Origin of the sequence: Brachybacterium sp. SW0106-09, from assembly GCF_001293905.1 — a bacterium.
Taxonomy (GTDB): Bacteria; Actinomycetota; Actinomycetes; order Actinomycetales; family Dermabacteraceae; genus Brachybacterium; species Brachybacterium conglomeratum.
The window spans coordinates 145876-171924 of the sequence record NZ_BCAK01000004.1; the positions used below are offsets into that span (position 1 = coordinate 145876).

The 26049-nt window shown below is 72.5% G+C and carries 22 protein-coding genes; 3 read left to right on the forward strand and 19 right to left on the reverse strand.

The window, feature by feature from the left end:
* Positions 1-71: 71 nt before the first annotated feature.
* The 9 genes from Y09_RS03390 to Y09_RS03430 form a co-directional block, all read right to left on the reverse strand.
* Positions 72-296, reverse strand: a complete 225-nt coding sequence (locus tag Y09_RS03390) for a DUF3046 domain-containing protein (protein WP_053916241.1) — start codon at positions 294-296, stop codon at positions 72-74.
* Between the two features lies 1 nt (position 297).
* Entirely contained in the window at positions 298-603 is a 306-nt protein-coding gene (locus Y09_RS03395; RefSeq protein WP_010551394.1) for a helix-turn-helix domain-containing protein, read from the reverse strand.
* A gap of 198 nt (positions 604-801) precedes the next feature.
* Entirely contained in the window at positions 802-1308 is a 507-nt protein-coding gene (locus Y09_RS03400; RefSeq protein WP_053916242.1) for a CinA family protein, read from the reverse strand.
* Positions 1305-1904, reverse strand: coding sequence for a CDP-diacylglycerol--glycerol-3-phosphate 3-phosphatidyltransferase (gene pgsA, locus Y09_RS03405; RefSeq protein WP_053916243.1), 600 nt, complete (start codon positions 1902-1904; stop codon positions 1305-1307). The genes Y09_RS03400 and pgsA overlap by 4 nt, the downstream gene beginning before the upstream one ends.
* 56 nt (positions 1905-1960) lie before the next feature.
* On the reverse strand, positions 1961-4777 hold the full coding sequence (locus Y09_RS03410) for a DNA translocase FtsK (RefSeq protein WP_053916244.1): 2817 nt from the start codon (positions 4775-4777) through the stop codon (positions 1961-1963).
* A 268-nt stretch (positions 4778-5045) separates the two neighbouring features.
* A complete protein-coding gene (locus Y09_RS03415; protein WP_053916245.1) occupies positions 5046-6740 on the reverse strand; it encodes a ribonuclease J in 1695 nt (564 codons plus the stop codon).
* Between the two features lie 31 nt (positions 6741-6771).
* A complete protein-coding gene (gene dapA / locus Y09_RS03420; RefSeq protein WP_053916246.1) occupies positions 6772-7680 on the reverse strand; it encodes a 4-hydroxy-tetrahydrodipicolinate synthase in 909 nt (302 codons plus the stop codon).
* A 160-nt stretch (positions 7681-7840) separates the two neighbouring features.
* Positions 7841-10600 (reverse strand): asparagine synthase (glutamine-hydrolyzing), encoded by a 2760-nt coding sequence (gene asnB / locus Y09_RS03425; protein ID WP_053916247.1) that lies wholly within the window; start codon positions 10598-10600, stop codon positions 7841-7843.
* Between the two features lie 164 nt (positions 10601-10764).
* Positions 10765-11481, reverse strand: coding sequence for an HAD-IA family hydrolase (locus Y09_RS03430; RefSeq protein ID WP_053916248.1), 717 nt, complete (start codon positions 11479-11481; stop codon positions 10765-10767).
* A gap of 74 nt (positions 11482-11555) precedes the next feature.
* On the opposite strand from Y09_RS03430, the gene Y09_RS03435 reads away from it, so the two are divergent.
* Positions 11556-12338, forward strand: a complete 783-nt coding sequence (locus Y09_RS03435; RefSeq protein ID WP_082358607.1) for an AzlC family ABC transporter permease — start codon at positions 11556-11558, stop codon at positions 12336-12338.
* Complete coding sequence (locus tag Y09_RS03440) at positions 12335-12649, forward strand: AzlD domain-containing protein (RefSeq protein ID WP_010551385.1); 315 nt, start codon at positions 12335-12337, stop codon at positions 12647-12649. Before Y09_RS03435 ends, Y09_RS03440 begins: the two co-directional genes overlap by 4 nt.
* Before the next feature lie 85 nt (positions 12650-12734).
* Here Y09_RS03440 and Y09_RS03445 read toward each other — a convergent pair whose 3' ends face one another.
* The 6 genes from Y09_RS03445 to Y09_RS03470 all read right to left on the reverse strand — a co-directional run bounded on the left by Y09_RS03445 (position 12735) and on the right by Y09_RS03470 (position 19399).
* Positions 12735-13136 carry a hypothetical protein gene (locus tag Y09_RS03445; protein ID WP_053916250.1) on the reverse strand — a complete coding sequence of 134 codons (402 nt, stop codon included), beginning with the start codon at positions 13134-13136 and terminating at the stop codon, positions 12735-12737.
* A 20-nt stretch (positions 13137-13156) separates the two neighbouring features.
* Positions 13157-13942, reverse strand: a complete 786-nt coding sequence (dapB, locus tag Y09_RS03450) for a 4-hydroxy-tetrahydrodipicolinate reductase (RefSeq protein ID WP_053916251.1) — start codon at positions 13940-13942, stop codon at positions 13157-13159.
* 64 nt (positions 13943-14006) lie between these two features.
* Positions 14007-15338: a pitrilysin family protein gene (locus tag Y09_RS03455; RefSeq protein ID WP_053916252.1), complete on the reverse strand. Its 1332-nt coding sequence runs from the start codon at positions 15336-15338 to the stop codon at positions 14007-14009.
* A gap of 150 nt (positions 15339-15488) precedes the next feature.
* Positions 15489-17774: a polyribonucleotide nucleotidyltransferase gene (locus tag Y09_RS03460; RefSeq protein WP_053916264.1), complete on the reverse strand. Its 2286-nt coding sequence runs from the start codon at positions 17772-17774 to the stop codon at positions 15489-15491.
* A gap of 184 nt (positions 17775-17958) precedes the next feature.
* Entirely contained in the window at positions 17959-18228 is a 270-nt protein-coding gene (gene rpsO / locus Y09_RS03465) for a 30S ribosomal protein S15 (RefSeq protein WP_053916253.1), read from the reverse strand.
* A gap of 154 nt (positions 18229-18382) precedes the next feature.
* Positions 18383-19399, reverse strand: a complete 1017-nt coding sequence (locus Y09_RS03470; RefSeq protein ID WP_053916254.1) for a bifunctional riboflavin kinase/FAD synthetase — start codon at positions 19397-19399, stop codon at positions 18383-18385.
* Between the two features lie 352 nt (positions 19400-19751).
* On the opposite strand from Y09_RS03470, the gene Y09_RS03475 reads away from it, so the two are divergent.
* A complete protein-coding gene (locus tag Y09_RS03475; protein ID WP_053916255.1) occupies positions 19752-21287 on the forward strand; it encodes a L,D-transpeptidase family protein in 1536 nt (511 codons plus the stop codon).
* A 115-nt stretch (positions 21288-21402) separates the two neighbouring features.
* Here the strand turns inward: Y09_RS03475 and truB are convergent, their stop codons facing one another.
* The 4 genes from truB to infB form a co-directional block, all read right to left on the reverse strand.
* Positions 21403-22350 (reverse strand): tRNA pseudouridine(55) synthase TruB, encoded by a 948-nt coding sequence (gene truB, locus Y09_RS03480; RefSeq protein WP_053916256.1) that lies wholly within the window; start codon positions 22348-22350, stop codon positions 21403-21405.
* A complete protein-coding gene (gene rbfA, locus Y09_RS03485; RefSeq protein ID WP_053916257.1) occupies positions 22347-22871 on the reverse strand; it encodes a 30S ribosome-binding factor RbfA in 525 nt (174 codons plus the stop codon). Before rbfA ends, truB begins: the two co-directional genes overlap by 4 nt.
* Positions 22868-23977, reverse strand: a complete 1110-nt coding sequence (locus tag Y09_RS03490; protein ID WP_053916258.1) for a TRM11 family methyltransferase — start codon at positions 23975-23977, stop codon at positions 22868-22870. Before Y09_RS03490 ends, rbfA begins: the two co-directional genes overlap by 4 nt.
* 65 nt (positions 23978-24042) lie before the next feature.
* Positions 24043-26049, reverse strand: a 2007-nt coding sequence (gene infB, locus Y09_RS03495) for a translation initiation factor IF-2 (RefSeq protein WP_053916259.1), incomplete at its 5' end; no start/stop codon positions are given.

The window sequence follows — 26049 nt, forward strand, 5'->3', positions numbered from 1 at the left end:
GGGCACAGTGGGTGCGGCGCTCCGAGCGGGAGCGAGGCCGGACCGGCGGCGGCGCCGGCCCCAGCTGGATGTCAGCGTCGTCGCTGCTCGACGGGGATCTCCCAGCGGGCGGACTCGGGGACCTCCATCGCCTCGCACAGCGCGGTCCACACCGCACGCACGGCGACCCCGTGCTCGAGGGCCTCGGCGGCGGTCAGGCCGCCGACCTCCTCGAGCACGAGGTCGTGGGTGTAGGTGCGGGCCAGCGCGGGGCCGAACATGTGATCGGCCAGCTCCGCGAACTCGCTGCGCCGCACCTCAGCTGGCGCCGACCAGCGGCGCGGTGCCGTCGGCGAGGCCCTCGGGGACGGTGTCCGGGATCGTCACGCGCTCGGCGACCGCGATGCGGTCGGAGACCTCGCGCAGCACGAAGGACAGCGGGAGACCGAGGGCGTCGGTCACGGAGACGAGCAGCTCGCTGGAGGCCTCCTTCTGCCCGCGCTCGATCTCGCTGAGATAGCCCAGCGAGACGCGCGCGTCGGAGGACACCTGCCGCAGCGTGCGGCCCTGGGCACGGCGCGCATCGCGCAGCACGTCCCCCAGCTCCTGACGGAACAGGATCATGGACCTTCCTCCCTTCCTCTGACTCTGGATGAACTTCTCATGCACCTCTGGGATGCGGTACGTCGTCGTCATCACATGGAGCCCAACGCGTCCTCCCGCGAGAGTGTTCCCCAGAGTGTAGTGGGCCACGTCCGAGGGTTCGCTGGAGATGTGCACGGTGGACGTCGGGGAGGAGAGGACCGCGTCGTCCCCGGCTGATCAGGACTCGGACGGATCGGCGAGCTCGGCGGCGAGCTCGGCAAGGGCCTCCTGGACGGCGAGGGCCCGGATCTCGGCTCTCCCGCCGCTGAGACGGACCTCACGGGTGCGGGCGGGACCGCCGCGTCGGGCGATCCCGAGGTGCACCGTGCCCTCCGGCACACCTCGCGCGTCGGGGCCGGGGCCGGCCACTCCGGTCGTGGAGACGGCAAGGTCGGCGTCGTACAGCCGCTGCGCGCCCTCGGCCATCGCGGCGGCGACCTCCGCGGTCACCGCGCCGGTGCGCTCGAGCAGCCCGGCGTCCACGCCGAGCACTCGGGTCTTCGCCGAGTAGGAGTAGCAGGCCGCTCCCCCGGCGACGACATCGCTCGCCCCGGGCACGTCGACCAGTCGGGCCACGACCGCGCCGGCCGTGAGCGACTCGGCGGTCGCGAGCGACCAGCCGCGCTCGCGTGCCGCGTCGATCACCGCGGCGGCGTCGATCACCGCGGCGGGGGTCCCGCTCACGCCTGCCCGGTTCCCGCCGAGAGCGCCTCGCGGCGCAGGCGCAGGCCGTCCTTGAGGTTCACCAGGCCGGACCACACGGTCAGCACCACGGCCAGCAGCACCAGGGCCAGGCCGATCCAGCGCGCCGGGGACCACCACAGCTCGAAGGGGATGAGGCAAAAGGTGATCGCGATGGACTGCACCATCGTCTTCGCCTTGCCGGCCATGTTCGCCGGCAGCGCCCCGTACTTCAGGATGGTGAAGCGCATGACGGTGATGCCGATCTCGCGCACCAGGATCAGCACGGTCATCCACCAGGGGACGTACTCCCACACGGAGAGCATGATCAGCGCCGCGCCGGTGATCGCCTTGTCCGCGATCGGGTCCATGATCTTGCCGAAGTCGGTGATCAGGTTGCGGCTGCGGGCGAGGTGCCCGTCGACGAAGTCGGTGATCATCGCCAGGACGAACACCGCGGCGACGAGCAGTCGGCCCGGCACGGTGTCCGGGTAGAGGATCGCGAGCACCACCAGCAGCGGCACCATGACGCAGCGCAGCAGGGTGAGGATGTTGGCGATGTTCCACAGCGGGACCTCGGCCTCGGGCTTCGTGGTCATCGGTGCTCCTGGGGTGCGGCGGGACGGGATACGAGGGAAGGACGGGGGCGGGACGCTCAGCGGCCGGTGAGGCTCCAGGCGTCCTCGCTCTCCTCGTCGTCCTCGTCGTAGTAGTCGACGGCGGGCTCGGTGCCGTCGTCGGCGAGCGGGTCGCTGCCGTACCGGTCGGCACTCCCCTCGCCGACGGGCTCGGTCGGCTCGGGCTCGAGGTCCACGGCCTGGTCGGCGCCGTAGGGCTCGTCGCCCTCCCCGCTCGGGGCCTCCTCCCCGCGGATGCGGGCGATCGCGGTGCCGAGCTCGTCGGGGTGGACGAGCACGTCGCGGGCCTTGGATCCCTCGGAGGGGCCGACGATCTCGCGGGACTCGAGCAGGTCCATCAGCCGGCCCGCCTTCGCGAAGCCGACGCGCAGCTTGCGCTGCAGCATGGAGGTCGAGCCGAACTGCGTGGTGACCACGAGCTCCGCGGCCTGCAGCAGCACCTCGAGATCGTCGCCGATGTCGTCGTCGATCTGCTTCTTCTCCGCGACGACGGTGACGTCCTCGCGGTAGTTCGGCGTCATCTGCGTCTTGACGTGGTCGACGACCTTGTGGATCTCCGACTCGTTGACCCAGGCGCCCTGGACGCGCATCGGCTTCGCCTTGCCCATCGGGTGGAACAGGGCGTCGCCCTGGCCGATGAGCTTCTCCGCGCCGGGCGTGTCGAGGATGACGCGGGAGTCCTGCAGGGAGGAGGTCGAGAAGGCGAGCCGGCTGGGCACGTTCGCCTTGATGATGCCGGTGACCACGTCGACGCTCGGGCGCTGCGTGGCGAGGATCAGGTGGATCCCCGCGGCACGGGCGAGCTGGGTGATGCGCTGGATCGAGGCCTCGACGTCGCGGGGGGCGACCATCATGAGGTCCGCGAGCTCGTCGACGACCACCAGCAGGTACGGGTAGGGGGCCAGGCGCCGCTCGCTGCCGGCGGGGACCTGCACCTCCCCGGCGCGCACGGCCTTGTTGAAGTCGTCGATGTGCTTGAACCCGAAGGCGGCGAGGTCGTCGTAGCGGGCGTCCATCTCCTTGACGACCCACTCGAGCGCCTCGGCGGCCTTCTTCGGGTTGGTGATGATCGGGGTGATCAGGTGCGGGATGCCCTCGTAGATGGTGAGCTCCACGCGCTTGGGATCCACCAGCACCATCCGCACCTCCTCCGGGGTGGCGCGCATGAGGATCGAGGTGATCATCGAGTTGACGAAGCTGGACTTGCCGGCGCCGGTGGCGCCCGCGACCAGCAGGTGGGGCATCTTGGCGAGGTTCGCGACGACGTAGCCGCCCTCGACGTCCTTGCCCACGCCCATCACCAGCGGGTGCTCGTTGCGGCGGGCGACCTGGCTGCGCAGCACGTCGCCGAGCGCGACGGTCTCGCGGTCGGTGTTGGGGATCTCGATGCCGATCGCCTTCTTGCCGGGGATCGGCGAGAGGATGCGCACGTCCGAGCTCGCGACCGCGTAGGCGATGTTCTTGTCCAGCGCCGTGACCTTCTCGACCTTGGTGCCGGGCTCGAGCTCGACCTCGTAGCGGGTGACCGTCGGGCCGCGGGAGAAGCCCACCACCTCGGCGGCGACCTTGAACTGCTCGAAGACCTCCTCGAGCGCCCTGACCACCTGGTCGTTGGCCTCGGAGCGGGACTTGTGCGGGGGGCCCTCGAGCAGGAAGGAGGACTCCGGGAGGGTGTAGACGACGTCGCCGGCGAGCTCGAGCTGCTCGCCCGCGCGGGGCAGGTCGCCCATCGGCGGATGCACCAGCTCCGCGGCGTCCTCGGTCTTCTCCGGGGCCGCCGCCGCGGCGGCGGGCACCTTCTTCTCGGGCACGGGGGTGGTGCGGTCCCCGCCGCGGGCCCCCTTGGCGGGCAGCGCCGCGGTGGGCGCCTCGTCGCCGGTGGGGAAGGTCTTGGCGCGCTGGTTCTCGTCCTCGACCACGTCGAAGACCTCGGTCGCGTCCTCCGGGGCGCCGCGTCGGGGGCCCGCGGGACCGGTCTTCGCGGACTTCGCGCCCTTGCCGGCGCGACCCGGCTTCTTCCCGCCGGGTCGGCCCTCCTCGGCCACGCCCTGCTCGAAGGCCTCGTCGCCGGCGTAGCCGAACGCCTCGTGGTCCCGCTCGGCCTCCGCGGCCTCCGCCTTCTCCTTGCGGGTGCGGCGACGGGTGCGGGCGGCGGGCTGGGCCGCGGTCTCCTGCTCGTGCACGGCCGGGTCGACGCGGCGCGGGCGCAGGCCGAAGGCGATGCGCTCCTCGTCCTCCTCCTCGCTGCGGCCGACCATCACGTCGTACACGCCGCGCAGGCGGGAGGGGATCGACTCGACCGGCGTCGCGGTGAGCACGAGGATGCCGAAGGCGATCAGGGCGGAGTGGATGATCACGACGGCCAGCGGCGGCAGCAGCGCCTCGAGCGGCGCGGCCGCGAGATAGCCGAGCACGCCGCCGCCGCGGGCGAGGGCGTCGATGCCGTCGGCCGGGGCGGGCAGGCGCGCCGAGACCGAGGCGATGGCGGAGATCGCGGTGAGCAGCACGGCGATCCCGATCGAGATGCGGGTGTTGGCGCGCACCTGGTCGGGGCGGCGGAACATGCGCAGCGACCAGCCGGCGGCCAGCAGCGGGATCACCATGGAGGAGATCCCGAAGGTGCCGGCGACCACGGTGTGCACGGCGCCGAGCACGGGGCCGCTGGACTGCCACCACTCGACCACGGCGACGAGCACCGCGATGAGCATCAGGAACAGCGCGTAGCCGTCGCGACGCTGCTCGGGCTCGACCTCCCAGCGCTGCACCCCGATGCCGCGGACCATGCCGCCGACCATGCGGGCGATCGCCAGATAGCCGGAGCGCACTGCGCGCACCGGCAGAGGGAGCGTCGAGGGGTCGTTCGCCGCGGCTCCGCGGGTCCGGGAGCTGCCGGGGGCCGAGGAGCGGGACGAGCCTTTCGACGCACGTGCGGGGGAAGACGTACGTGTCGCCATGGTCCCGATGGTACATTCCGGCCCCCGCCCGGCCCGGGAGGCGACCCGCGCGATCCGGTCCCGCGGGGTGCGGATCACGCCGCCGACAGGGGTTCCGCCCCCGGCGCACGCCGCGGGCACGTGTCCGGCTCGGCGGGACGCGGGAGGCTCAGGCCTCGACGACCACCGGGATGATCATGGGACGCCTGCGCAGCCGCTGGCCGACGTAGCGGCCGACGACCCGCCGCATGACCTGCTGCAGCTGGTAGGTGTCGCGGCGGTCGGCCTGGTCGGCGACCGCCTGCTCGAGGGCCTTGACGATGTCGGGCCGGAGCCGGTCGAAGACCGCGTCGTCCTCGGCGACGCCGCGGGCGTGGATCTCGGGTCCCGCGATCAGCGCCCCGGTCTCGGAGTTCACGACCGCGAACAGGGAGATGAACCCCTCGTCGCCGAGGATGCGGCGGTCCTTGAGGTCCGCCTCGGAGATCTCGCCGACGCTCGAGCCGTCCACGTACACGTAGCCGTTGGGGATCTCCCCGACCACCTGGGCGATCCCGTCCTTCAGGTCCACGACCTGGCCGTCGCGGGCGAGGACCACGCGCTCGCGCGGCACGCCGGTGGCCTCGGCGATGCGGCCGTTGGCGATGAGGTGGCGGACCTCGCCGTGGATCGGCATGACGTTCCTCGGCCGCACGATGTTGTAGCAGTACAGCAGCTCGCCCTCGCTGGCGTGCCCGGAGGTGTGGACCTTGGCGCTGCCCTTGTGGACCACCTCGGCGCCGAGCGCCATCAGCCCGTTGACCACGCGGAAGACCGCGTTCTCGTTGCCGGGGATGAGGGAGGAGGCGAGGATGACCACGTCGCCGGGGCCGACGGAGACGCGGTGGTCGCGGTTCGCGATCCGGCCCAGCGCCGCCATCGGCTCGCCCTGGCTGCCGGTGCACATCAGCACCACCTGCTCATCGGGCAGGGAGTCGATGCGCCTGGCGTCGACGAGCGTGTCCTCGGGGACGCGGAGATAGCCCATCTCGGCGGCGATGCCCATGTTCCGCACCATCGAGCGGCCCACGAAGGCCACCTTCCGCCCGTGCGCCGCGGCGGCGTCGAGCACCTGCTGGACGCGGTGGACGTGACTGGAGAAAGAGGCCACGACGATCTTCTGCCGCGCGCGGGCGAAGATCCCCTTCAGCACCGGGCCGATCTCCTGCTCGCCGACGGTGAAGCCGGGGACCTCGGCGTTGGTGGAGTCGGTCATGAACAGGTCCACCCCGGCCTCGCCGAGGCGGGCGAATGCGCGCAGGTCGGTGATCCGCCCGTCGAGCGGGAGCTGGTCCATCTTGAAGTCGCCGGTGTGCAGCACGGTCCCGGCGGGGGTGGTCACGTGCACCGCGAGCGCGTCGGGAATCGAGTGGTTCACGGCCACGAACTCGCAGTCGAAGGGGCCGAAGCTCTCGCTCTGCCCCTCCGCGACGGCGAGGGTGAAGGGACGGATGCGGTGCTCGCGCAGCTTCGCCTCGATGAAGGCGAGGGTCAGCTGGCTGCCCACCAGCGGGATGTCGGGCTTGCGCCGCAGCAGGTAGGGCACGGCGCCGATGTGGTCCTCGTGCCCGTGGGTGAGCACGATCGCGGCGACGTCGTCGAGCCGGTCCTCGAGCATGTCGAAGTCCGGCAGGATCAGGTCCACCCCGGGCTGGGACTCCTCGGGGAAGAGCACCCCGCAGTCGACGATCAGCAGGCGGCCCTCGTACTCGAGGACGCTCATGTTGCGGCCCACGTCGCCGAGGCCGCCCAGCGGCGTGATCCGCAGCGTGCCCGGGGCGAGCTCGGGCGGTGCGGGGAGACGGTCGGTGAAGGCGGCGGTCATCTGGGTCTCCTCGGCACTCGGGCGGATCGGGTCAGAGCAGGCCGGCGGCGTCCAGCGCGGCGGAGAGCTCGCGCAGCTGGGTGGCGTCGGCGGGCAGGTGCGGCCCGCGCATCGCGGCGTGCGGCAGCACGCCCTGCAGGTGCAGCGCGGCCTTCGCGGCGACCGCGCCGGGCATGCGGTTCATGATCGCCTCGACCACGGGCACGAGCCGGCGATGGGCCTCGAGGGCGGCGGGCAGGTCGGAGCGGTCCACCGCCTCGACCATCTCCCGCTCGATGTCGCCGGCGATCTGGCTGACCACGGAGACCATGCCGGCCGCGCCGAGCGTCAGCCAGGGCAGGTTCAGCGCGTCCTCGCCGGAGTAGTAGACGAGGTCGGTCTGCGCCATGACGAGGGAGGCCTGCTGGAGGTCGGCCTTGGCGTCCTTCACCGCGACGATGCGCGGGTTCTCCGCCAGGCGCAGCAGGGTCTCCAGCGCCAGCGGGATCCCGGCGCGGCCGGGGATGTCGTAGAGCATCACCGGCAGGTCGGTGGAGTCCGCGATCGCGGTGGTGTGCGAGACGACCCCGGCCTGGGAGGGCTTGGAGTAGTAGGGAGTGACCACGAGCAGCCCGTCGACGCCGACCTCGGCGTGCGCGCGGGCGAGGTCGATCGAGTGGGCGGTGTCGTAGGTGCCGACACCGGCGACCACGGTCGCCTCGTCGCCGACGGCCTCGACCACGGCGCGGGCCAGGTCGATCTTCTCGACGTCGGTGAGGGTGGGCGCCTCCCCCGTCGTGCCGGAGACGACGACGAGGTCGTGGCCGTGCTCGACGACGTGGGCGGCGAGCGACTGGGCCGCGTCGAGGTCGACGCGGTGGCCGTCCTCGCTCAGCGGGGTGACCATCGCGGTCCCCACCGCGCCGAACGGTCGCGCAGGGCGCTGGTCGGTGCTGCTCATGGTCTCCTCCAGGGGAAGTGCTGCTGCCCGGATCCTAGTGCAGGGGCTGGCCGTGCCCCGTGCCGTGCCGGCACGCGGCGGGTCCGTCGGCATCGTGCCGCGGCGGGCTCCGGCGGCGCGGCGGGCGGCGGCGGGGCGAGGGCCCGCCGCCGCGACCTCCTCAGCGCCGGTCCGCGCCGCCGAGGTCGACGAGGATCGCCAGCGGCGTGCGCTGGCGGCCCTGGCCGAGGGGGTTGTCGGCGAAGGTCGCCTCGAGCACCTCGTTCGTGGTGGGCACGTCCGAGCCCAGCACGTTGCGGCCGATGTCATTGGCGTCCATCACGACCGTGCCGACGAAGCCGTCGCGCAGCGCGGCGGGGATGTCCGCGCCGCGGATCGCGGCGGAGATCCGCGCGGCGACCGCGTCCGGGTCCTTGGGCGGGAGCTTCGCGGAGACGTTCGAGGGGAAGGCGGAGTACGGGGTGGGCCCGTCGATCGCGCGCACGTTCGCGCCGACGACCTCGTAGAACAGGCCGCGCCTGCCGACGACCTTGCCCGCGGCGCCGACGGCGGAGGCGGCCACGACGCGCGGGAGCCCCACCTCGCGGATCGCGAGCTCCATCGTGGTCGGGTCGCCCAGGCCGATGCCGGCCGGGGTGCGGGAGACGAAGCGGCTGAGCACCTTGGCGGAGCGGCGGGGCCTGATCTCCCAGGTGAACCAGGAGCGGCCCTGCGTGATCGCGATGATCTTCTCGCTGATCACGAAGTACCAGGGCGCGCCGTCGGGGACGACGCCGCCCGGCAGGGCCGAGGCGAAGGCCTCGACCCGCTCGCGGGCGATCCGCTCGGCGTCGTCGCCGCGGGCGACCAGCGCGGTCTGCAGCGGCAGGCGGCGCCAGGTGCGGCCGTCGACCTCGGAGACGAGGTCGAGCTGCTTGCCCTCGTTGGCGACGTAGTCGCTCTTGGGCACGACCTCCTCCTCGGCCGCGGGCTCCGCGGCGACGGCGGCGGGGGCCGGCGCGGCGGCGAGCGCGGCCTCGTCGGCCGAGCCGCCGAGCGCGCGGGTGGCGCCCTCGGCGTCGTCGAAGAAGGTGCGCATCCACAGCTCGACGTTCAGCAGGCGCCAGAACATCAGCGTGCCGTGGTTCTCCGGATGGGCGATGTAGTCGTCGAACAGCGCGAGCACGCTCGGCGCGTCGAAGTAGGGCCGGGAGGCGAAGGACGCGGAGGCGAAGACGTCCCGCAGCTGCGGCGCGATCGAGCGGAACCACTCCCCCTCGGGGGTGGTGAAGCCGATCTTGTTGCGGCGCTTGGAGATCATGTCGGGGAGGATCCCGTCCATCGCCTCGCGCAGGATCCGCTTGTTCCAGCCGTCGTGGATGATCGCGGACTCGTCGAGGGAGAACAGGAACTTCAGCAGCTCCTTGTCGACGAAGGGGACGCGCCCCTCGATGCTGAAGCGCATCGTGTTCTTGTCCTCGTAGCGCAGCAGCGAGGGCAGGGAGGAGCGGAAGGTGTCCTCGAGCAGGCGCTCCTTGAGGTCGTCCTGGACGGAGGTGACCTTCTCGCCGCTGTGCTCGGCGACGAAACCGGAGTTCAGCAGCGCCTCCATCGGCACGGAGGTGCGGCCGGAGAACTTGGTGCGGGCGAGCTTGCGGAGGATGTCGCGGGAGCCGACCACCTCGGAGGCGAGCTCCTTGAACCGCTTCTGGCGGCGCAGCTGGCGCAGGTAGACGTAGAAGTACGGGTTGTATCCGGCCATCATCTCGTCGGCGCCCTGCCCGTCCAGGAGCACGGTGATGTGCTGGCTGGCCTCGCGCATCACGGCGTACTGCGCGTAGGGGCCGGTCGAGATGATCGGCTCCTCCTGGGTGCGCACGAAGTCGTGGAGGTCCTCGAGGAACGCCGCGGGCTGCGGGTGGATCTTGTGGGCCGTAATCTGGCCGCGGTTCTCGTCCAGCAGCGCGTCGACGTAGCGCTCCTCGTCGTTGGAGGAGTTCGGGAATACGGCGGAGAAGGTGTTCTGGCGGGAGCCGACCGCCTCGTAGCCCTCGTCCTCGGGCCGCTCGCGCAGCTGGCGCGCGATCACGGCGGCGACGGCGGAGGAGTCCAGCCCGCCGGAGAGGGAGGTGCCGACGGGGACCTCGGATTGCAGGCGCATCCGCACGGAGTCCTGGAAGCGCTCGCGGTACTCGTCCACGACCGACTGGTCGTAGGGACGGCTGGGGCGCGCGGCGATCTCGCGCAGCTCCTCCTTCAGCCGGGTGAAGGAGCGCACCTCGGTGCCGTCGGGGCGGATCTCGAGCACCTCGCCGGACATCAGGCGGTTCACGCCGGCGAAGAAGGTGCGGGAGTCGTCGTCCTGCACGCGGAACTTCAGGTAGCGGTAGACGGCGCGGTCGTCCGGCGCGGCCTCGAAGGTGCCGGAGGCGAGCAGCGAGCGGATCTCCGAGCCGAAGACGACCTTCGGCGCCCCACCGGCCTCGGAGGCGGGGTCCACGCGGTAGTAGAGCGGCTTGATGCCGAAGTGGTCGCGGGCGAGGGTGACGGTGCCGGTGGTCGCGTCGTGGATCGCGAAGGCGAACATGCCGTTGAAGCGGTCGTAGGCGTCGGTGCCCCACTCGGCGTGCGCCTCCAGCAGCACCTCGGTGTCCGAGTCGGTGCGGAAGGTGTGCCCGAGCTGCTCGAGCTCGGCGCGCAGCTCGAGGTAGTTGTAGGTCTCGCCGTTGTAGACGATGGTGTAGCGGCCGTCGGCGGTGGTCATCGGCTGGGCGCCGTGCTCGCGGTCGATGATGGCCAGGCGCCGGTGGGCGAGCCCGGCCTCGCCGTCGACGAAGAGGCCCTCGCCGTCGGGACCGCGGTGGGCCAGGGCGCCGCTCATCCGGCGGGCGATCCGCTCGGTGTCAGCGCCGTATCCGTAGGTGCCGGCGATTCCGCACATGGGGCGAGTCCTTTCGAGGGGGACGGCTGCGCCCTCGGTCCGGGCGCTCGCCGCCGTGGGGCGACGACGTCGGGGACGTCGTCCGCAGGGCGCGGGACGGACCGGTCGGGCCGCCCAAGGGTATCAACGGGGCCGCGGCCGACGGAGCAGGCGCGGCGCGACGGTCAGCTTCCGCGGCGGGCGAGGACGAGGTCCTCGCCCTCGACGCGGACCTCGAGGTCGTCCAGCGAGGTGACCAGGGCGTCCGCGAGCGGGGACAGCTCCCCGGCGGGGGTGGTCGTCGTCACGGCGACGGTGCGGGCGCCGGCGGCGATCCCGGCGCGGAGCCCGCCGACGGAGTCCTCGAGGACGACGGTGCGGGAGGGCTCGACCCCGACCCGCTCGGCGCCCAGGAGGTACGGCTCCGGATCGGGCTTGCCGTGGGTGACCTGGTCCGCGGTGACCAGCCCGTCGGGCACGGGCAGCCCGGTGCGGGACCAGCGGGCCTCGAACAGGGGCCGGGTGCAGGAGGTGACGATGGTCCAGCTCGCGCGGCCCAGGGTCTCGGCGGCGGCGTCGAGCTCGGCGAGCAGCCGCTCGGTGCCGGGCAGGACGACGATCCCCTCCACGTCCTGCATCTCGAGCTCCTCGATGCGGCGGTGGGCCGCGTCGAGCTCGGCCTCGCTCGCCTCGGGCAGGATCTGGGCGAGGATGCGGCGGGCGGGCATGCCGTGATGGGCGTGGCCGAACCGGAGATCGGTGCCCAGCTCGCGCAGGAGCGTGTTCCAGGACCGCTCGACGGCGGGGCCCGAGTCGATCAGGGTCCCGTCCATGTCCAGCAGGAGGGCGCCGGTGCGCAGCGGCAGGGCGGTGTCGGGAGCGGGATCCTGGGAGTCCGTCATGCCGTCAGAATCTCATATCCCCTGGCGGACGCGCGGAGGATGTCCGTGCAGGTGATCGTAGAGTGTCGAGCATCATGACCGCCGCCGCCCCCGCTCCGTCGCCGCGCCCCGACGCCCCTGGTGCGTCCCTGCGCACGATCCGTCGCACCGGCTTCTCGATCGGGCTGGCGACGGGGCTGTACGGGATCAGCTTCGGCGCGCTCGCGACGGCCTCCGGGCTCGACGTGTGGCAGGCGATGGTGCTCTCCGCGGTGATGTTCACCGGCGGCAGCCAGTTCGCCTTCGTGGGCGTGGTCGGCGGGGGCGGCTCCGCCCTCGGCGCGGCGCTCGCCTCGCTGCTGCTGGGGATCCGCAACACGCTGTACGGGCTGATCCTCGCCCCCTCCCTGCCGCGCGGCGGGGCGAAGGGGGCGGCCCGCGCGCAGCTGACGATCGACGAGTCCGCGGCGCTGGCGGCGACGGGCGCGACCGAGGCGGAGCGTCGGGCGGGGTTCTGGTCCGCCGGGGTGTGGGTGTACGTCTTCTGGAACCTGTTCACCCTCGCGGGCGCGCTGGCCGGTCAGCACATCGCCGATCCCGCGGCCTGGGGGCTCGACGCCGCCGCGGCCGGGGCGTTCATCGCGCTGCTGTGGCCGCGGCTGCGCAGCGGGGACGCGGTCGCGATCGCGGTGGCCGCGGCGTTCGTGGCGCTGCTGACCACGCCGGTGCTGCCCGCCGGGCTGCCGGTGCTCGCCGCGGCGCTGGTCGCGGTGGTGGCCGGTCTGCTGCCGTCCCGTCGCGGGGCGACGGGGCACGCCGCGCCCGAGGGCGATGCGTCGGACGACGAGCCCGCGACGGACGAGGAGGAGCGGCGATGAGCCTGCTGTGGATCGCGGTGATCGCCGCGTCGGTGCTGTCCTTCGTGCAGAAATGGATCGGCTACCAGGCGCCGCAGGACGTGCTCGAGCGCCCCCGGATCGCGCGGATCACGCGCCTGCTGCCGATCGCGCTGCTGGGGGCGCTGGTGGCGACCCAGACCGCGGCCGACGGGACGGAGGTCGTGCTGGACGCGAGGCTCGCCGGGCTGGGCGTCGCGGTGGTGCTGCTCCTGGTGCGGGCGCCGTTCCTGGTGGTCGTGGTCGGCGCCGCCGCGGCCGCGGCCGCGCTGCGGGCGCTCGGCTGGGCCTGAGCCCGGGGTCCTGCTCGTCGCGCCGCTCGGCACACCGCTCGGCACTGCGCTCGCCCTGGCTCCCGGTGCGTCGACGCCCGACGGGTCAGCGGCGCGCGGCCTCGATCGCGCGACGGGTCGCCATGCGCGCCCCCTTGCGGTCGCGCAGCGCGTCGTAGGCCAGGGCGAGCCGGAACCAGGCGCTCCACTCCCCCTCGCGGCCGTCCTGGACCGCGGTGCGCGCGGCCTCGAACTCAGCCCGGGGGTCCTCCGCCCAGGCGTCGGCCGGGGGCTCGTACCGAGCGGAGAGGTCGCCGGCGGCCATGCCGAAGAGCACCTCGCGCCAGGTCACCCACACGGTCAGCACCAGCAGCACCACGATGCCGATGGCCAGCCCGTACCCGAGCCCTCCGCCGGCGCGCACGAAGCCCCAGGCGATCCAGCCCAGGCCCCACGCATAGGCCGCGGTGACCAGAAGGAGCCCTGCGACCATCAGCTTCTGTCGCATCCCGGTCCCCGTCCCGGGCCTCAGCCGAGGTCCATAAAGCCGTCCAGGCCCACGGTGAGGCCCGGGTGCGAGGCGACCTCGCGCACGCCCAGCAGCACGCCGGGCATGAAGCTGATGCGGTCGAAGGAGTCGTGGCGCAGCACGAACTGCTCCCCCACCCCGCCGAACTGCACGACCTCGTGGGCGACGAGGCCCCGCTGGCGCACCGCGTGGACGTGGATGCCGTCGACGACCGCGCCGCGGGCGCCGTCGGGGTCCTTCTCGGTGGCGTCCGGGACCGGTCCAAGACCTGCCGCGGCCCTGCCGCGGGCGATCGCGGCGGCGGTGTGGCGGGCGGTGCCGGAGGGAGCGTCGAGCTTGTTCTCGTGGTGCATCTCGATGATCTCGGCGCTGTCGTAGTAGCGCGCGGCGACCTCGGCGAAGCGCATGGCGAGCACGGCGCCGATCGCGAAGTTCGGGGCGATCAGCACGCCCACGCCCTCGGCGCCCGCGAGCCGCTCCCGCAGCGCCTCGAGCGACTCCTCGCTCCAGCCGGTGGTGCCGACCACGGCGTGGATGCCGTGGTCGATCAGCCAGGCGACGTTGTCGGCCGTCGCGGAGGGGACGGTGAGGTCGATCGCGACCTCGGCCCCGGCCTCGGCCACGGCGGTCAGGTCGTCGCCGCGGCCGATCCGGGCGACGAGCTCGAGGTCGCCGGCGTCCTCGACGGCGCGGCAGGCGGCGGCGCCCATACGGCCGGCGGCGCCGAGCACGGCGACGCGGGTGGGGCGTGCGGCGGACGGGGTCCGGGCGGAAGCGGGGGTCATGGCGGCTCCTTGGGTCGTGGCGGTGCAGAGAGGGACGGGAACGGGGAGGGTCCGCGAGGCGGGGTCAGCGCTCGGGGCCGACCTCGACCCGGGTGCTGTACGAGCGGGACATGCGCGCGGCGAGGTCCCGCACGTCGGCGACGTCGACATTCCCGATGCGGGCGAGGGTCTCGTCGACGCTGGTGTAGCGGCCGTGGACCAGCTCGATCGTGCCGAGACGGCCCATCCGGGAGCTGGTGTCCTCGAGGCCGAGCGCGAAGGAGCCGGTGATCTGACCCTTCGCCCGGGTCAGCTCGAGCTCGTCGATGCCCGCTTCGCCCATGCGGCCCAGCTCCTCGGCCAGCAGCTCGACGACCTGGCCCGTGCGGCCGGGACGGCAGGCGGCGTACATGCCGAACAGTCCCGCATCGCGGTAGCCGGCGCTGAAGGAGTAGACGGTGTAGGCCAGCCCCCGCTCCTCGCGGACGGACTGGAACAGGCGCGAGGACATGCCGCCGCCGAGCACGGACATGAGCACCGAGAGGGTGTGGCGGTCCTCGCTGAGCGCGGTGAGGCCCTGCCCGCCGAGGTAGATGTGGTTCTGCTCGGTGGGGCGGGCGAGACGGTGCGGGGCGAGCGCGGCGACGTCGGCGGCGATCCCCTCGCTCGGCACGGCGGTCGCGGCGCGCCGCCCGCGGGAGGGCAGCGCCCCCTCCACCAGGCTCCAGCCGCCGCGGCGCAGGCCCGCGGCCAGGAGGCCGGCCAGCTCGTCGTGGTCGATGTCGCCGACGGCGGTGACCACGAGGTTGTACGGCCGGTAGTGCTCGCGGTAGTGGGCGCGGACGTCCTCGATGGTGAGCGCCTCGACGCTCGCGGCGGTGCCGCCGACGGGACGGCCGAGCGCCGTGTCCGGGCCGAGCACCTGGGCGAGGAAGGTCTCGTAGCCGACGTCGTTCGGGTCGTCCTCCGCCATCGCGAGCTCCTCGAGGATGACCTCGCGCTCGGTGGCCAGGGCGTCCTGCTCGAGGACGGAGGCGGTGATCATGTCGGTGAGGACGTCCACGGCCATCGGCACGTCGGCCGAGCGCACCCGTCCGTAGTAGAGGGTGTGCTCCTTGGCGGTGACGGCGTTGGAGTCGCCGCCCACCTCGTCGAAGGCGGTGGCGATGTCCATCGCGCTGCGGCGCCGGGTGCCCTTGAACAGCAGGTGCTCGAGCACATGGGTCGATCCCGCATGGGCGGGCGCCTCGTCGCGGGAGCCGACGGGCAGCCACAGCCCGATGCTCGCGCTGCGCACGCTGCGGTCGGTCTGGGTGAGCAGCCGCACCCCGCCGGGCAGGATGCTGCGGCGCACGCCGGTCGCGGCGTCGAGGATGACGTCGGAGGCAGGATCGTCGTACAGGAGGTCGGAAGGCATCGCTCGATTGTTCCACGGGGCGGGTGGGAGGTCGCCGAGCCGTTCGTCACGGCAACCGGAGTGCACGGAGGGGAGGCGCCCGAGCTCGGGCGCCTCCCCTCCTGCTGTCGCCGGCCCCTGCGGGCGGGCGGACGGATCACTGCACGAGGATCACTCGGCGGTGGTCTCCTCGGCGGCGACCGATGCCTGCGACTCGACAGCCTCGGCGGACTCGGCCTCGTCCTCGATCGTGGCGAGGGAGATCTTGCCGCGGGCGTCGATCTCGCGGATCTCCACCTCGATCTTCTGACCGACCTTGGCGACGTCCTCGACGTTCTCGACCCGCTTGCCGCCGTTGAGCTTGCGCAGCTGGGTGACGTGGAGCAGGCCGTCCTTGCCCGGGGTGAGCGAGACGAAGGCGCCGAAGTCGACCACGCGCACGACGGTGCCGAGGTAGCGCTCGCCGACCTCGGGGACCATCGGGTTGGCGATGGCGTTGACCGCGGAGCGGGCCGCCTCGGCCGAGGGGCCGTCGGTCGCGCCGATGTAGACGGTGCCGTCGTCCTCGATGGTGATGTCGGCGCCGGTGTCGTCCTGGATCTGGTTGATCATCTGGCCCTTCGGGCCGATGACCGCGCCGATCTTGTCGACGGGGATGGTCACCGCGAGCACGCGCGGGGCGTGCGGGCTCATCTCGTCGGGCGCGTCGATCGCCTCGCCCAGCACGGAGAGGATCGCCAGACGCGCCTCGTGGGCCTGCGAGAGGGCGCCGGTGAGCACCGAGGCGGGCAGGCCGTCGAGCTTGGTGTCCAGCTGGATGGCGGTGACGAACTCGGAGGTGCCGGCGACCTTGAAGTCCATGTCGCCGAAGGCGTCCTCGGCCCCGAGGATGTCGGTGAGGGCCGCGTAGCGGGTCTCTCCGTCCACCGTGTCGGAGATCAGGCCCATCGCGATGCCGGCGACCGGGGCGCGCAGCGGCACGCCGGCGTTCAGCAGCGAGAGGGTCGAGGCGCAGACGGAGCCCATCGAGGTCGAGCCGTTGGAGCCGAGGGCCTCGGACACCTGACGGATCGCGTAGGGGAACTCCTCGCGGCTGGGCAGCACCGGGACGATGGCGCGCTCGGCGAGCATGCCGTGGCCCACCTCGCGGCGCTTCGGGGAGCCGACGCGGCCGGTCTCGCCGGTGGAGTACGGCGGGAAGTTGTAGTGGTGGATGTAGCGCTTGCGGTCGACGGGCCCGAGGGAGTCGATCTGCTGCTCCATCTTGAGCATGTTCAGCGTGGAGACGCCCAGGATCTGGGTCTCGCCGCGCTGGAACAGTGCCGAGCCGTGCACGCGCGGGAGCACCTCGACCTCGGCGGAGAGAGCGCGGATGTCGCGCAGGCCGCGGCCGTCGATGCGGACGCCCTCGGTGAGGACCTTCTTGCGCACGACCTGCTTGGTCAGCGCGCGGAAGGCGCCGGAGACCTCGGACTCGCGACCCTCGAGCGGCGCACCCTCGGCGGACAGCTCGGCGATGACCTCACCGAGCAGCTGCTCGGTGCGCTCCTCGCGCTCGGTCTTCGCGGCGATGGACATGACCTCGGCCAGGCGCTCGGTCGCGGCGGCCTCGACGATGCCGTAGGCGTCCTCCTGGTAGTCCAGGAAGAGCGGGAACTCACGCACGGGCTTCGCGGCCTTCGCGGCGAGCTCCTGCTGCGCCACGCACAGGCTGCGGATGAAGACCTTGGCGGCCTCGAGGCCCTCGGCGACGACGGACTCCGTCGGGGCGATCGCGCCCTGCTCCTTGATGAGCGTCCAGGAGTTGTCGGTGGCCTCGGCCTCGACCATCATGATCGCCACATCACCCTGTCCCTCCTCGTCATCGACGATGCGACCGGCCACGACCATCGAGAAGACGGCCTCGTCCAGCTGGGCGAAGGTCGGGAAGGCGACCCACTGGCCGCCGCCCTGCGCGTCGGGCATGAGCGCGATGCGCACGCCGCCGATCGGGCCCGAGAAGGGCAGACCGGAGATCTGGGTGGAGGCGGAGGCGCCGTTGATGCCGACGACGTCGTAGGCGTCCTCGGGGTTGCAGGCCATGACGGTCAGCACGACCTGGACCTCGTTGCGCAGGCCCTTGACGAAGGCGGGACGCAGCGGGCGGTCGGTGAGGCGGGCGGCGAGGATCGCATCGGTGCCCGGGCGGCCCTCGCGACGGAAGAACGAGCCGGGGATGCGGCCCGCGGCGTACATCCGCTCCTCGACGTCGATGGTGAGGGGGAAGAAGTCGAAGTGCTCCTTCGGCTTGTTCGACACGGCGGTCGCCGAGAACACCATGGTGTCGTCGTCGAGGTAGACGGACACGGCGCCGGCGGCCTGCTGGGCGAGGCGGCCGGTCTCGAAGCGGACCTCGCGACGACCGTAGGCGCCGTTGTCGATGACGGCGGTGGTGGCGGTGATTTCAGGGCCTTCCATGGCCATGGGGGATCTCCTTGGTTGAGGGGTGCCCCTGCCGGTGCGGCCTTCGTCAGTCGCCCGCGGCGTCCGGGCGACCGGGGTCTCCGGTCGCCCGATCCGCAGGCCACTGCCGAGGACCGAACCTGGTCGGGGGCGGACATACGACACCGCCGCCCGCCCTGGGGGCGAGCGGCGGAGGGGATCAACGGCGGATGCCGAGGCGCTTGATCAGCGCACGGTAACGCTCGATGTCGTTCTCCTGGAGGTACTTCAGGAGGCGCTTGCGCTGACCGACCAGCAGCAGCAGACCACGGCGCGTGTGGTGATCGTGCTTGTGGGTCTTGAGGTGCTCGGTCAGGTAGGTGATGCGGTGGGTGAGCAGCGCGGTCTGGACCTCGGGCGAACCGGTGTCGCCCTCGCCGGTCGCGTACTCCGAGATGATCGCCTGCTTGGTGGCGGAATCGAAGGCCATACTGGTTCTCCTCAGGTCGTTGCGCGGCGCGCCGGGGCCTTCTGCCCCGGGCTCTTCCGACGAGCGGCCCCCGAGCGCACCTCACCCTTGCGGGTGGGCATTGGCTGGGGGCGGGATCGCTCTCCGCGGCCGATATGACGGCTCGGGAAGGATATCAGGAGCCCAGGTCGCTCCGGGAGCGCTCCGCCTCGAGAGTGCGGCGGGTCACCTCGACGTCCTCGGCCATCTGTTCCACGAGCGCGTCGATCGAGTCGAACTTCAGCGTGGGGCGCTGGAACTCGACGAACTCCAGGCGCACGGTGTCGCCATAGAGATGGAGGTCGTGGTCGCCCAGCACGTACGCCTCGACGGTGCGGCGGGGCGCGCCGTCGGCCTCGAAGGTGGGGTTGGTGCCGATGGAGATCGTCGCCGGGGCGCCGGCCAGCGGCTCGTCGCCCGCGTGCGAGGGGTCCTGGGCGGTGACCGTCGCATAGCCGGCGTAGACGCCGTCGGCGGGGATCAGGCCCTGCGGCCGCGGGCCCAGGTTCGCGGTGGGGAAGCCGAGCTCGCGCCCGCGGCGGAAGCCGTGGTGGATCTCGTCGGTGACGGTGTGCAGCCTGCCCAGCGCCTCGTTCGCGGCGCGCACGTCGCCGGCGAGGAGGTCGCGACGGATCCCCGAGGAGGAGATCCGGCCGGTGCCCGCGCCCTCGGGCCCGAGGTCCGGGGCGGTGACGACCTCGAAGCCGTACTTCTCCCCCAGCTCGCGCATGGTGTCGATGTTCCCAGCGTTCGCCCGGCCGAACAGGGCGTCCTCGCCCAGCACCACGCACTTCGCACGCAGCCCCTCGACCAGGAAGATCCGCACGAACTCCTCCGGGGAGTGCTGGGCGAAGTCGAGCGTGAACTCGAGGTCGAGCACGCCGTGCAGGCCGGCGAGCAGGAGCAGGCGGTCGCGGTCCTCGTGCCCGGTCAGCAGCGGCGTCGCCTCGGGCGAGCCCATGACGTGGCGCGGATGCGGCCAGAAGGTGAGGGCGACGGGGCTCAGGGAGCGCGCCTCGGCGTGGCGGCGCAGCTGGTCCAGCACGAAGCGGTGCCCCCGGTGGACGCCGTCGTAGTTCCCGATCGAGACCGCGGTCTCGCCGAGCTCGGCGGGCACCTCCAGGGCGGAGTGCCAGATGGGGAGGCGGGTCACGACGCGCTCAGGTCCTTCCGATGCCGGGTGCGGTCCGCGCACCCGTGCTCCGCCGCCCCGGCGGGCGGGCTGCGACGGCGGGTTCGCCGGAGGACACTGTAGCGCTCGCAGGCCGGGGCCATCCGACGTCGCCACCGCACCGACTCCCCGGGGCGTACTCCGGGCTACCTGCCCGAGCGCGACCTGGACCTCGGCTGTTGCAGAGCTGTGACGAACCTCGGACCGGACATCGTGGTAGTACGCGGGACGCTCCGCTACTCTCGGACGGAAGGCGGCGCCGGGGAGGGACCCCTGTGCCCTGCGGCGCGAGCCGAGGGCGGGCACGACGGCCGCCGAGAACGGATCTGGATCCATGACGAACGTGACCGATACGGCCCCGGCGGGCCGCAGCCGTCGCCGGGTCGCGCTGATCCTCGTGGCGATCGTCGCCGTCCTCGCCGTGATCCTCACCGGCGGGGCACTGGCCTACGCCAAGCAGTTCGAGGGCCGCGCGCTGCCGGGCACCATGGTGCTCGGCCAGGACGTCTCCGGGAAGAGCCCCGAGGAGATCGCCGCCCTGGTGACCGAGCACGGCGAGTCCGTGAAGGTCTCGGTGACCGCCGGGGATCAGCAGCTCGAGGTGCCGCTGGCGGACCTCGGCGTGAGCGTCGACTCCGCCGCGACCGCCGCCGCGGCGCTCGAGCGCGACGACTCCCTGCCCGCGATCATCTCCTCGACCTGGTCCGGCGAGCACAGCGTCGAGCCCGTCGTCGAGGTGGACGAGGCCGCCGTGGCCGAGTTCGCGAAGGGCCTGGTCCCCGAGGACATGACCACCCCGGTCGATGCGCAGGTCGTCTTCGACGAGGAGGCGCAGGCCTGGAACGTCGAGCCCGGCCGCAACGGCCAGGGCGTGGACCCGCAGACCCTGGTCGAGGCCGTGAAGACCAAGGCCCCCGCCCTCGAGGGCTTCTCCGTGGAGCAGCCCATCGAGGAGATCGCCCCCGCGATCACCACCGAGGAGGCCGAGGAGGTCGTCGGCACGATCTCCTCGCTGCTCGAGCAGCCCATGTCGATCTCCGGCGCCGACGGCGAGACCCACGAGGTCTCCGCCGAGCGCCGCAGCGACTGGATCTCCGTGACCCCGGACGAGTCCGGCGAGAACCTCGCCATCGCGGTGGACGAGGACGCGGTGCGCGAGTGGGTCGCCACCCGCGCCGACAAGGACGCCGTCGAGCCGGAGAACGGCATCGAGCAGGTCGACGAGGCCGGTGAGGTCGTCAAGGTCGTCTCCGAGAAGAAGGACGGCCTGGAGATCACCAACACCGACGCCGTCGCCGACGAGCTGATCACCGCGCTGAAGGGCACCACTCCCCTGGAGGCCGCCTTCGAGACCAAGAAGCTCGAGGCGAAGGTCGACAAGGTCGACGCTCCGAAGGACGAGGAGGAGAAGGACGAGGAGAAGTCCTCGGACGACGAGAAGAAGGACGAGGAGTCGACGGACGAGGAGCCCGCCGCCGAGCCGACCGGCGAGAAGTGGATCGACGTCGACCTCACCAACAAGACGGTCACCGCCTACGTCGGCGACACCCCCGTCTGGGGCCCGCGCTCGATGGTCGATGGCAAGGAGGGCAACGAGACCCCCACCGGCACCTACGAGATCTACCTGCGCTACGACCGCCAGGACATGACCAACGCGGCGTACTACGACGAGGGCCATCCGAAGTACTACTACATCCGGGACGTCCCCTGGGTGCAGTACTTCCACCACGGGTACGGGTTCCACGGCGCGCCGTGGCGCTCCTCCTTCGGGTACTCCGGCTCGCACGGCTGCATCAACCTGCCGGTCTCCGATGCGAAGTGGCTGTACGACTGGGCCAGCATGGGCACCAAGACGGTGGTGCACCGCTGAGCGGTCCCCGCTCCCCCGCACGGCAGTGAGAGAGGGCCCCTCCCGATGACGGGAGGGGCCCTCTCTCACTGCGAGCCCCGGTGCGGCGGTCCCGCCCGCGGCGACCTCGGGCGGCTCAGCGGCGGGTGTCCTCGGGCACGACGAGCCGGGGGTGCCAGTCCCGTCCCTCGCGCTGCAGGACGGCCACCAGGCGGCCAGCCGTATCGAGGGCCGCGACCGGGGCGTCCTCCGGGCCGGCGTGCGCGGGATGGGGCCGGGAGGGCGCTCGCAGCTCCTGCGCGGAGCGGATCCGCTTCCCCGTCCCGAGCGCCGCGGCCTCGTCCTCCGCGACGTCCAGGACCGGCAGCACGCGCGCGGCGATCTCGCCGAGCCCGTGCAGGGGCAGGTCCACGTCGTCGCCCTCGCCGCGGGCGGGGACGTGCACCCCGTCCTCGACCGCGAAGGGGCCGACGGCGGTGCGGCGCAGCGCGGTCAGGTGCCCGCCGACGCCGAGGGCGGCGCCGAGGTCGCGGGCGAGGGCGCGGACGTAGGTGCCCGAGGAGCAGTCGACCACGGCCTCGAGGTCGAGATGCCCGTCCCGCTCGGTGCGGGAGAGGATCTCGAAGCGCGGCACGCGCACGGGCCGGGCGGCGAGCTGGACGTCCTCCCCCGCGCGGGCGCGGGCGTAGGCGCGCTTCCCGTCGACCTTGATCGCACTGACCGTCGAGGGGACCTGCTGGATGTCGCCGCGGAGCCCGTCGAGGGCCTCCTCGAGACGGACATCCTCGATCCCGGTGGCATCGACCCGCTCGCCCAGCGGCTCGCCCTCGCGGTCGTCGGTCGTGGTGGCGCTGCCCAGCCGGATCGTGGCGAGGTAGGTCTTGTCCAGGCCGACGAGATGGGTGAGCAGCCGGGTGCCCTGCCCGACACCCAGCACGAGCAGGCCGGTGGCCATCGGATCGAGGGTGCCGGCGTGGCCGACCTTCTTGGTCCCCAGCAGCCAGCGCACGCGGGCGACCACGTCGTGGCTGGTGCGGTCCTCGGCCTTGTCGACGAGCAGGATGCCGTGGGGTGCGGAGGTCACGCCCGCTCGTGCCCCGGGGCGGTGCCCTCGTCGTCGTCGAGGTCCTCGACGTCGAGATCCTCGCCCTCGAGGTCCTCGTCCTCGAGGTCCTCGTCCTCCTCGTCGCGGGGCTTGCGGTAGGGATCGGCCTCGCCGGCGTAGGCGGCGCCCTCCTTGGCGCGGGCGAGCTCCGCGTCGCGGCCGCGGGCCTCGCTGAGGAGGTCCTCGATGACGCGCGCGTTCTCGGGCACCGCATCGGCGATGAACTCGAGGGTGGGGGTCAGGCGCACGCCGGTCTGTCGGCCGACCTCGCGGCGGAGCATGCCGGTGGCGCTGTGCAGCGCGGCGGCGGTGCCCTCGCGCTCCTCGTCGGTGCCGAAGACGGTGTAGAAGACGGTGGCGTGCTGGAGGTCGCCGCTGACGCGCACGTCGGTGATCGTCACGAAGCCGAGCCGCGGGTCCTTGACCCGGGTGTCGAGCATGGTGGCGACGATGACCTTGATGCGGTCGGCGAGCTTGAGAGCGCGGGGATTGTCGTTCATGGGATGGGATCCTCCTGGTCGGCGCCGAGAGCGGCGAGCTCCTCGGCGCGGGGATGGTCGAAGGGGACCGCGAGCAGGATGTCACGGTCGATGGACTGGTCGACGCGGTGGCGGAAGGCGTCGTCGGCGCTGAGCACGCGCAGCCCGGCGTCCGCGAGCACCGCGCTCGCCTCGGCGTGGTCGAGGGTGCGGCGGTTGACCGCGAGCGCGACCCCGGCGCCGTCGCGCAGCAGCGAGCGCCAGCCGGGCGCCGCCTCGCGCAGCACCTCGAGCGGGGAGCGCTGCCAGGCGCCGCCCGCGCGGGAGCCGTGCTGGACGCCGTAGGGCAGGTCCCCGACGAGCGCGTCGACGGAGCCGCCGGGCAGCACCTCACCCAGGCGGGTGGTGTCGCAGCCGAGCAGGGTCAGGCGCTGCCCTCCGTCGGCGCGCAGGGTCTGCTTGTCGGGGGCGAGCTCCGCCTCGGTCCGGCTGCCCAGCTGCTCGCCGTGCACGGTGAGGCGGGTGGTCTCCAGGGTGTGCTTGTAGCGGTGGGTGCGCAGCCAGGCGCCGAGGAACGTCCGGTAGGCCTCCACGTCCTTGCGGTCGATCTCCGCGCCGACGGGGCTGAGCCCGAGGCGCAGCGCCCGGTTCAGCGTGGTGCCGCGTCCGCACAGAGGATCGAGCAGGTCGAGGGTCCCGTCGAGGATCCCGGCGCTACGGGTGGACAGGGCCGCGGCGAGGTTCACCAGCAGGGCGGTGAACTGCTCGTTGGTCTTCCCGGTGTAGCGCAGGGTGGTCTCGAGGTCGGAGGGGTGGCGCAGCACGGCGGGCAGGGGCCGAGGGCGCAGCAGCGGCCGGTCCGGGTCCTGGGGGTCCTCCTGCTGGACGTCGAGCACGCCGAGGGTGCCCGAGAGCATCGCCAGCAGCGCCTCGGAGCGCGGCTCGCCCGTCATGCCTCGCACCTCGAGCCCCGCCATCCCGCCGACCTCCCGGTCCCGCAGGGCGGGCACCGCGCCGAGATGAGCGCCGAGCACCCAGTGCGCCTCGGCGCGCGAGAGCGCCCCCGCGGCCTGCGCGTAGACGCGATTGGCCGAGGGGGCGCGGAGCAGGAGGGACACCTCGCTCATCGTGGTCTCCTCCCCCGCCGGCGCGGCCGGGCACCCCGGCGAAGGGGTGCCCGACCGTCGCAGGATCAGCTGCGGGGCTTCTCCTGCATCTCGTAGGTGGTGATGAGGTCCTCGAGCTGGAGGTCGTTGAAGGACCCCAGGTTGATGCCGCACTCGTAGCCCTCGCGGACCTCGGTGACATCGTCCTTGTAGCGTCGCAGACCGGCGATCTCGATGTTCTCCGCGATGACCTTGCCGCCACGGGTGATGCGGGCCTTGGCACCGCGCTTGATGAGGCCGCCGCGCACGATCGAGCCGGCGATGTTGCCGAACTTGGAGGAGCGGAAGATCTCGCGGATCTCCGCCGAGCCGAGCTCGACCTCCTCGTACTCCGGCTTGAGCATGCCCTTGAGGGCCTGCTCGACCTCATCGATGGCGTTGTAGATGACCGAGTAGTACTTGATCTCCACGCCCTCGCGGTCGGCGTACTCCGCGTTCAGGCCCTCGGCCCGGACGTTGTAGCCGATGATGACCGCGTCCGAGGCGACGGCGAGGTTGATGTTGTTCATCGTGATCGCGCCGACGCCGCGGTCGATGATCCGCAGGTCCACGCCCTCGCCGACATCGATGCCCAGCAGCGACTCCTCCAGAGCCTCGACGGCACCGGCCGCGTCGCCCTTGAGGATGAGGTTGAGGGTCTCGATCTTGCCGTCGGCGACGTGCTTGTTGAGGTCCTCGAGCGAGATGCGCTTGCGGGCCTTGGAGAGCGAGGCGGCGCGCTTGGCGGCCTCCCGCTTCTCGGCGATCTGACGGGCGGTGCGCTCGTCCTGGGCCACCAGGAAGGAGTCACCGGCGCCGGGCACCGAGGTGAGGCCGAGGACCTGCACCGGGCGGGACGGACCCGCCTCGGTGACGTTCTCGCCGTTCTCGTCGAGCATGGCGCGCACTCGGCCGTGGCCGATGCCGCACACGATCGCGTCGCCGACCCGCAGGGTGCCCTGCTGGACCAGCACGGTGGCGACCGGGCCGCGTCCCTTGTCCAGGTTCGCCTCGATGGCCACGCCGCGCGCGTCCTTGTCGGGGTTCGCCGAGAGCTCGAGGGAGGCGTCCGCGGTGAGCAGCACCGCCTCCAGCAGGTCGTCGATGTGCAGATTCTCGCGAGCGGAGACGTCGACGAACATCGTCTCGCCGCCGTACTCCTCGGCGATCAGGTTGTACTCGGTCAGCTGCTGCCGGATCTTCTCCGGGTTCGCCTCGGGCTTGTCGATCTTGTTGACCGCGACCACGATCGGCACGTTCGCCGCCTGGGCGTGGTTCAGCGCCTCGATCGTCTGGGGCATCACGCCGTCGTCCGCCGCGACCACGAGGATCGCGATGTCGGTGACGTCCGCACCACGTGCACGCATGGCGGTGAACGCCTCGTGGCCCGGGGTGTCGATGAAGGTGAGCTGACGCTCGGCGCCCTCGTGCTCGACGTCCACCTGGTACGCACCGATGTGCTGGGTGATGCCGCCGGCCTCGCCCGCACCGACCTTCGCCTTGCGGATGGTGTCCAGCAGGCGGGTCTTGCCGTGGTCGACGTGACCCATGACGGTGACGACCGGGGGCCGCGGCATGCGGTCCGCCTCGTCCTCCTCGGCGAGCTCCGCGTCGAGGTCGATGTCGAACTGCTCGAGCAGCTCGCGCTCCTCGTCCTCCGGGGAGACGATCTCGATCTTGTAGCCGAGCTCGTTGCCGAGCAGCTCGAAGGTGTCCTCGTCCAGCGACTGGGTGGCCGTGGCCATCTCGCCCATCGCGAAGAGCACCGTGATCAGCGACGCGGGGTTGACGTCGATGCGATCGGCGAAATCGGACAGCGAGGCGCCGCGGCGCATGCGGATGGTCGCGCCGTTGCCGCGGGGCAGCGAGACGCCGCCCGGTGCGGGAGCCTGCTGCTGCTCCCATTCCTGGCGCTTGGCGCGCTTCGACTTGCGGGAGCGGGCCGGCTTGCCGCCGCGACCGAAGGCACCCTGCGTCGCGCCGCGACCGCCGCGACCGCGGGGGCCGGGGCCGCCGCCGGGACGACCGCCCGTGCCGCCGCCACCGCCGGGACG

Coding starts and splice junctions, on each gene's coding strand:
- Y09_RS03395 (WP_010551394.1), bottom strand. CDS start 603: ATGATCCTGTTCCGTCAGGAGCTGGGGGACGTGCTGCGCGATGCGCGC.
- pgsA (WP_053916243.1), bottom strand. CDS start 1,904: ATGACCACGAAGCCCGAGGCCGAGGTCCCGCTGTGGAACATCGCCAAC.
- Y09_RS03415 (WP_053916245.1), bottom strand. CDS start 6,740: ATGACCGCCGCCTTCACCGACCGTCTCCCCGCACCGCCCGAGCTCGCC.
- dapA (WP_053916246.1), bottom strand. CDS start 7,680: ATGAGCAGCACCGACCAGCGCCCTGCGCGACCGTTCGGCGCGGTGGGG.
- asnB (WP_053916247.1), bottom strand. CDS start 10,600: ATGTGCGGAATCGCCGGCACCTACGGATACGGCGCTGACACCGAGCGG.
- Y09_RS03430 (WP_053916248.1), bottom strand. CDS start 11,481: ATGACGGACTCCCAGGATCCCGCTCCCGACACCGCCCTGCCGCTGCGC.
- Y09_RS03435 (WP_082358607.1), top strand. CDS start 11,556: ATGACCGCCGCCGCCCCCGCTCCGTCGCCGCGCCCCGACGCCCCTGGT.
- Y09_RS03440 (WP_010551385.1), top strand. CDS start 12,335: ATGAGCCTGCTGTGGATCGCGGTGATCGCCGCGTCGGTGCTGTCCTTC.
- Y09_RS03445 (WP_053916250.1), bottom strand. CDS start 13,136: ATGCGACAGAAGCTGATGGTCGCAGGGCTCCTTCTGGTCACCGCGGCC.
- dapB (WP_053916251.1), bottom strand. CDS start 13,942: ATGACCCCCGCTTCCGCCCGGACCCCGTCCGCCGCACGCCCCACCCGC.
- Y09_RS03455 (WP_053916252.1), bottom strand. CDS start 15,338: ATGCCTTCCGACCTCCTGTACGACGATCCTGCCTCCGACGTCATCCTC.
- Y09_RS03460 (WP_053916264.1), bottom strand. CDS start 17,774: ATGGAAGGCCCTGAAATCACCGCCACCACCGCCGTCATCGACAACGGC.
- rpsO (WP_053916253.1), bottom strand. CDS start 18,228: ATGGCCTTCGATTCCGCCACCAAGCAGGCGATCATCTCGGAGTACGCG.
- Y09_RS03475 (WP_053916255.1), top strand. CDS start 19,752: ATGACGAACGTGACCGATACGGCCCCGGCGGGCCGCAGCCGTCGCCGG.
- rbfA (WP_053916257.1), bottom strand. CDS start 22,871: ATGAACGACAATCCCCGCGCTCTCAAGCTCGCCGACCGCATCAAGGTC.
- Y09_RS03490 (WP_053916258.1), bottom strand. CDS start 23,977: ATGAGCGAGGTGTCCCTCCTGCTCCGCGCCCCCTCGGCCAATCGCGTC.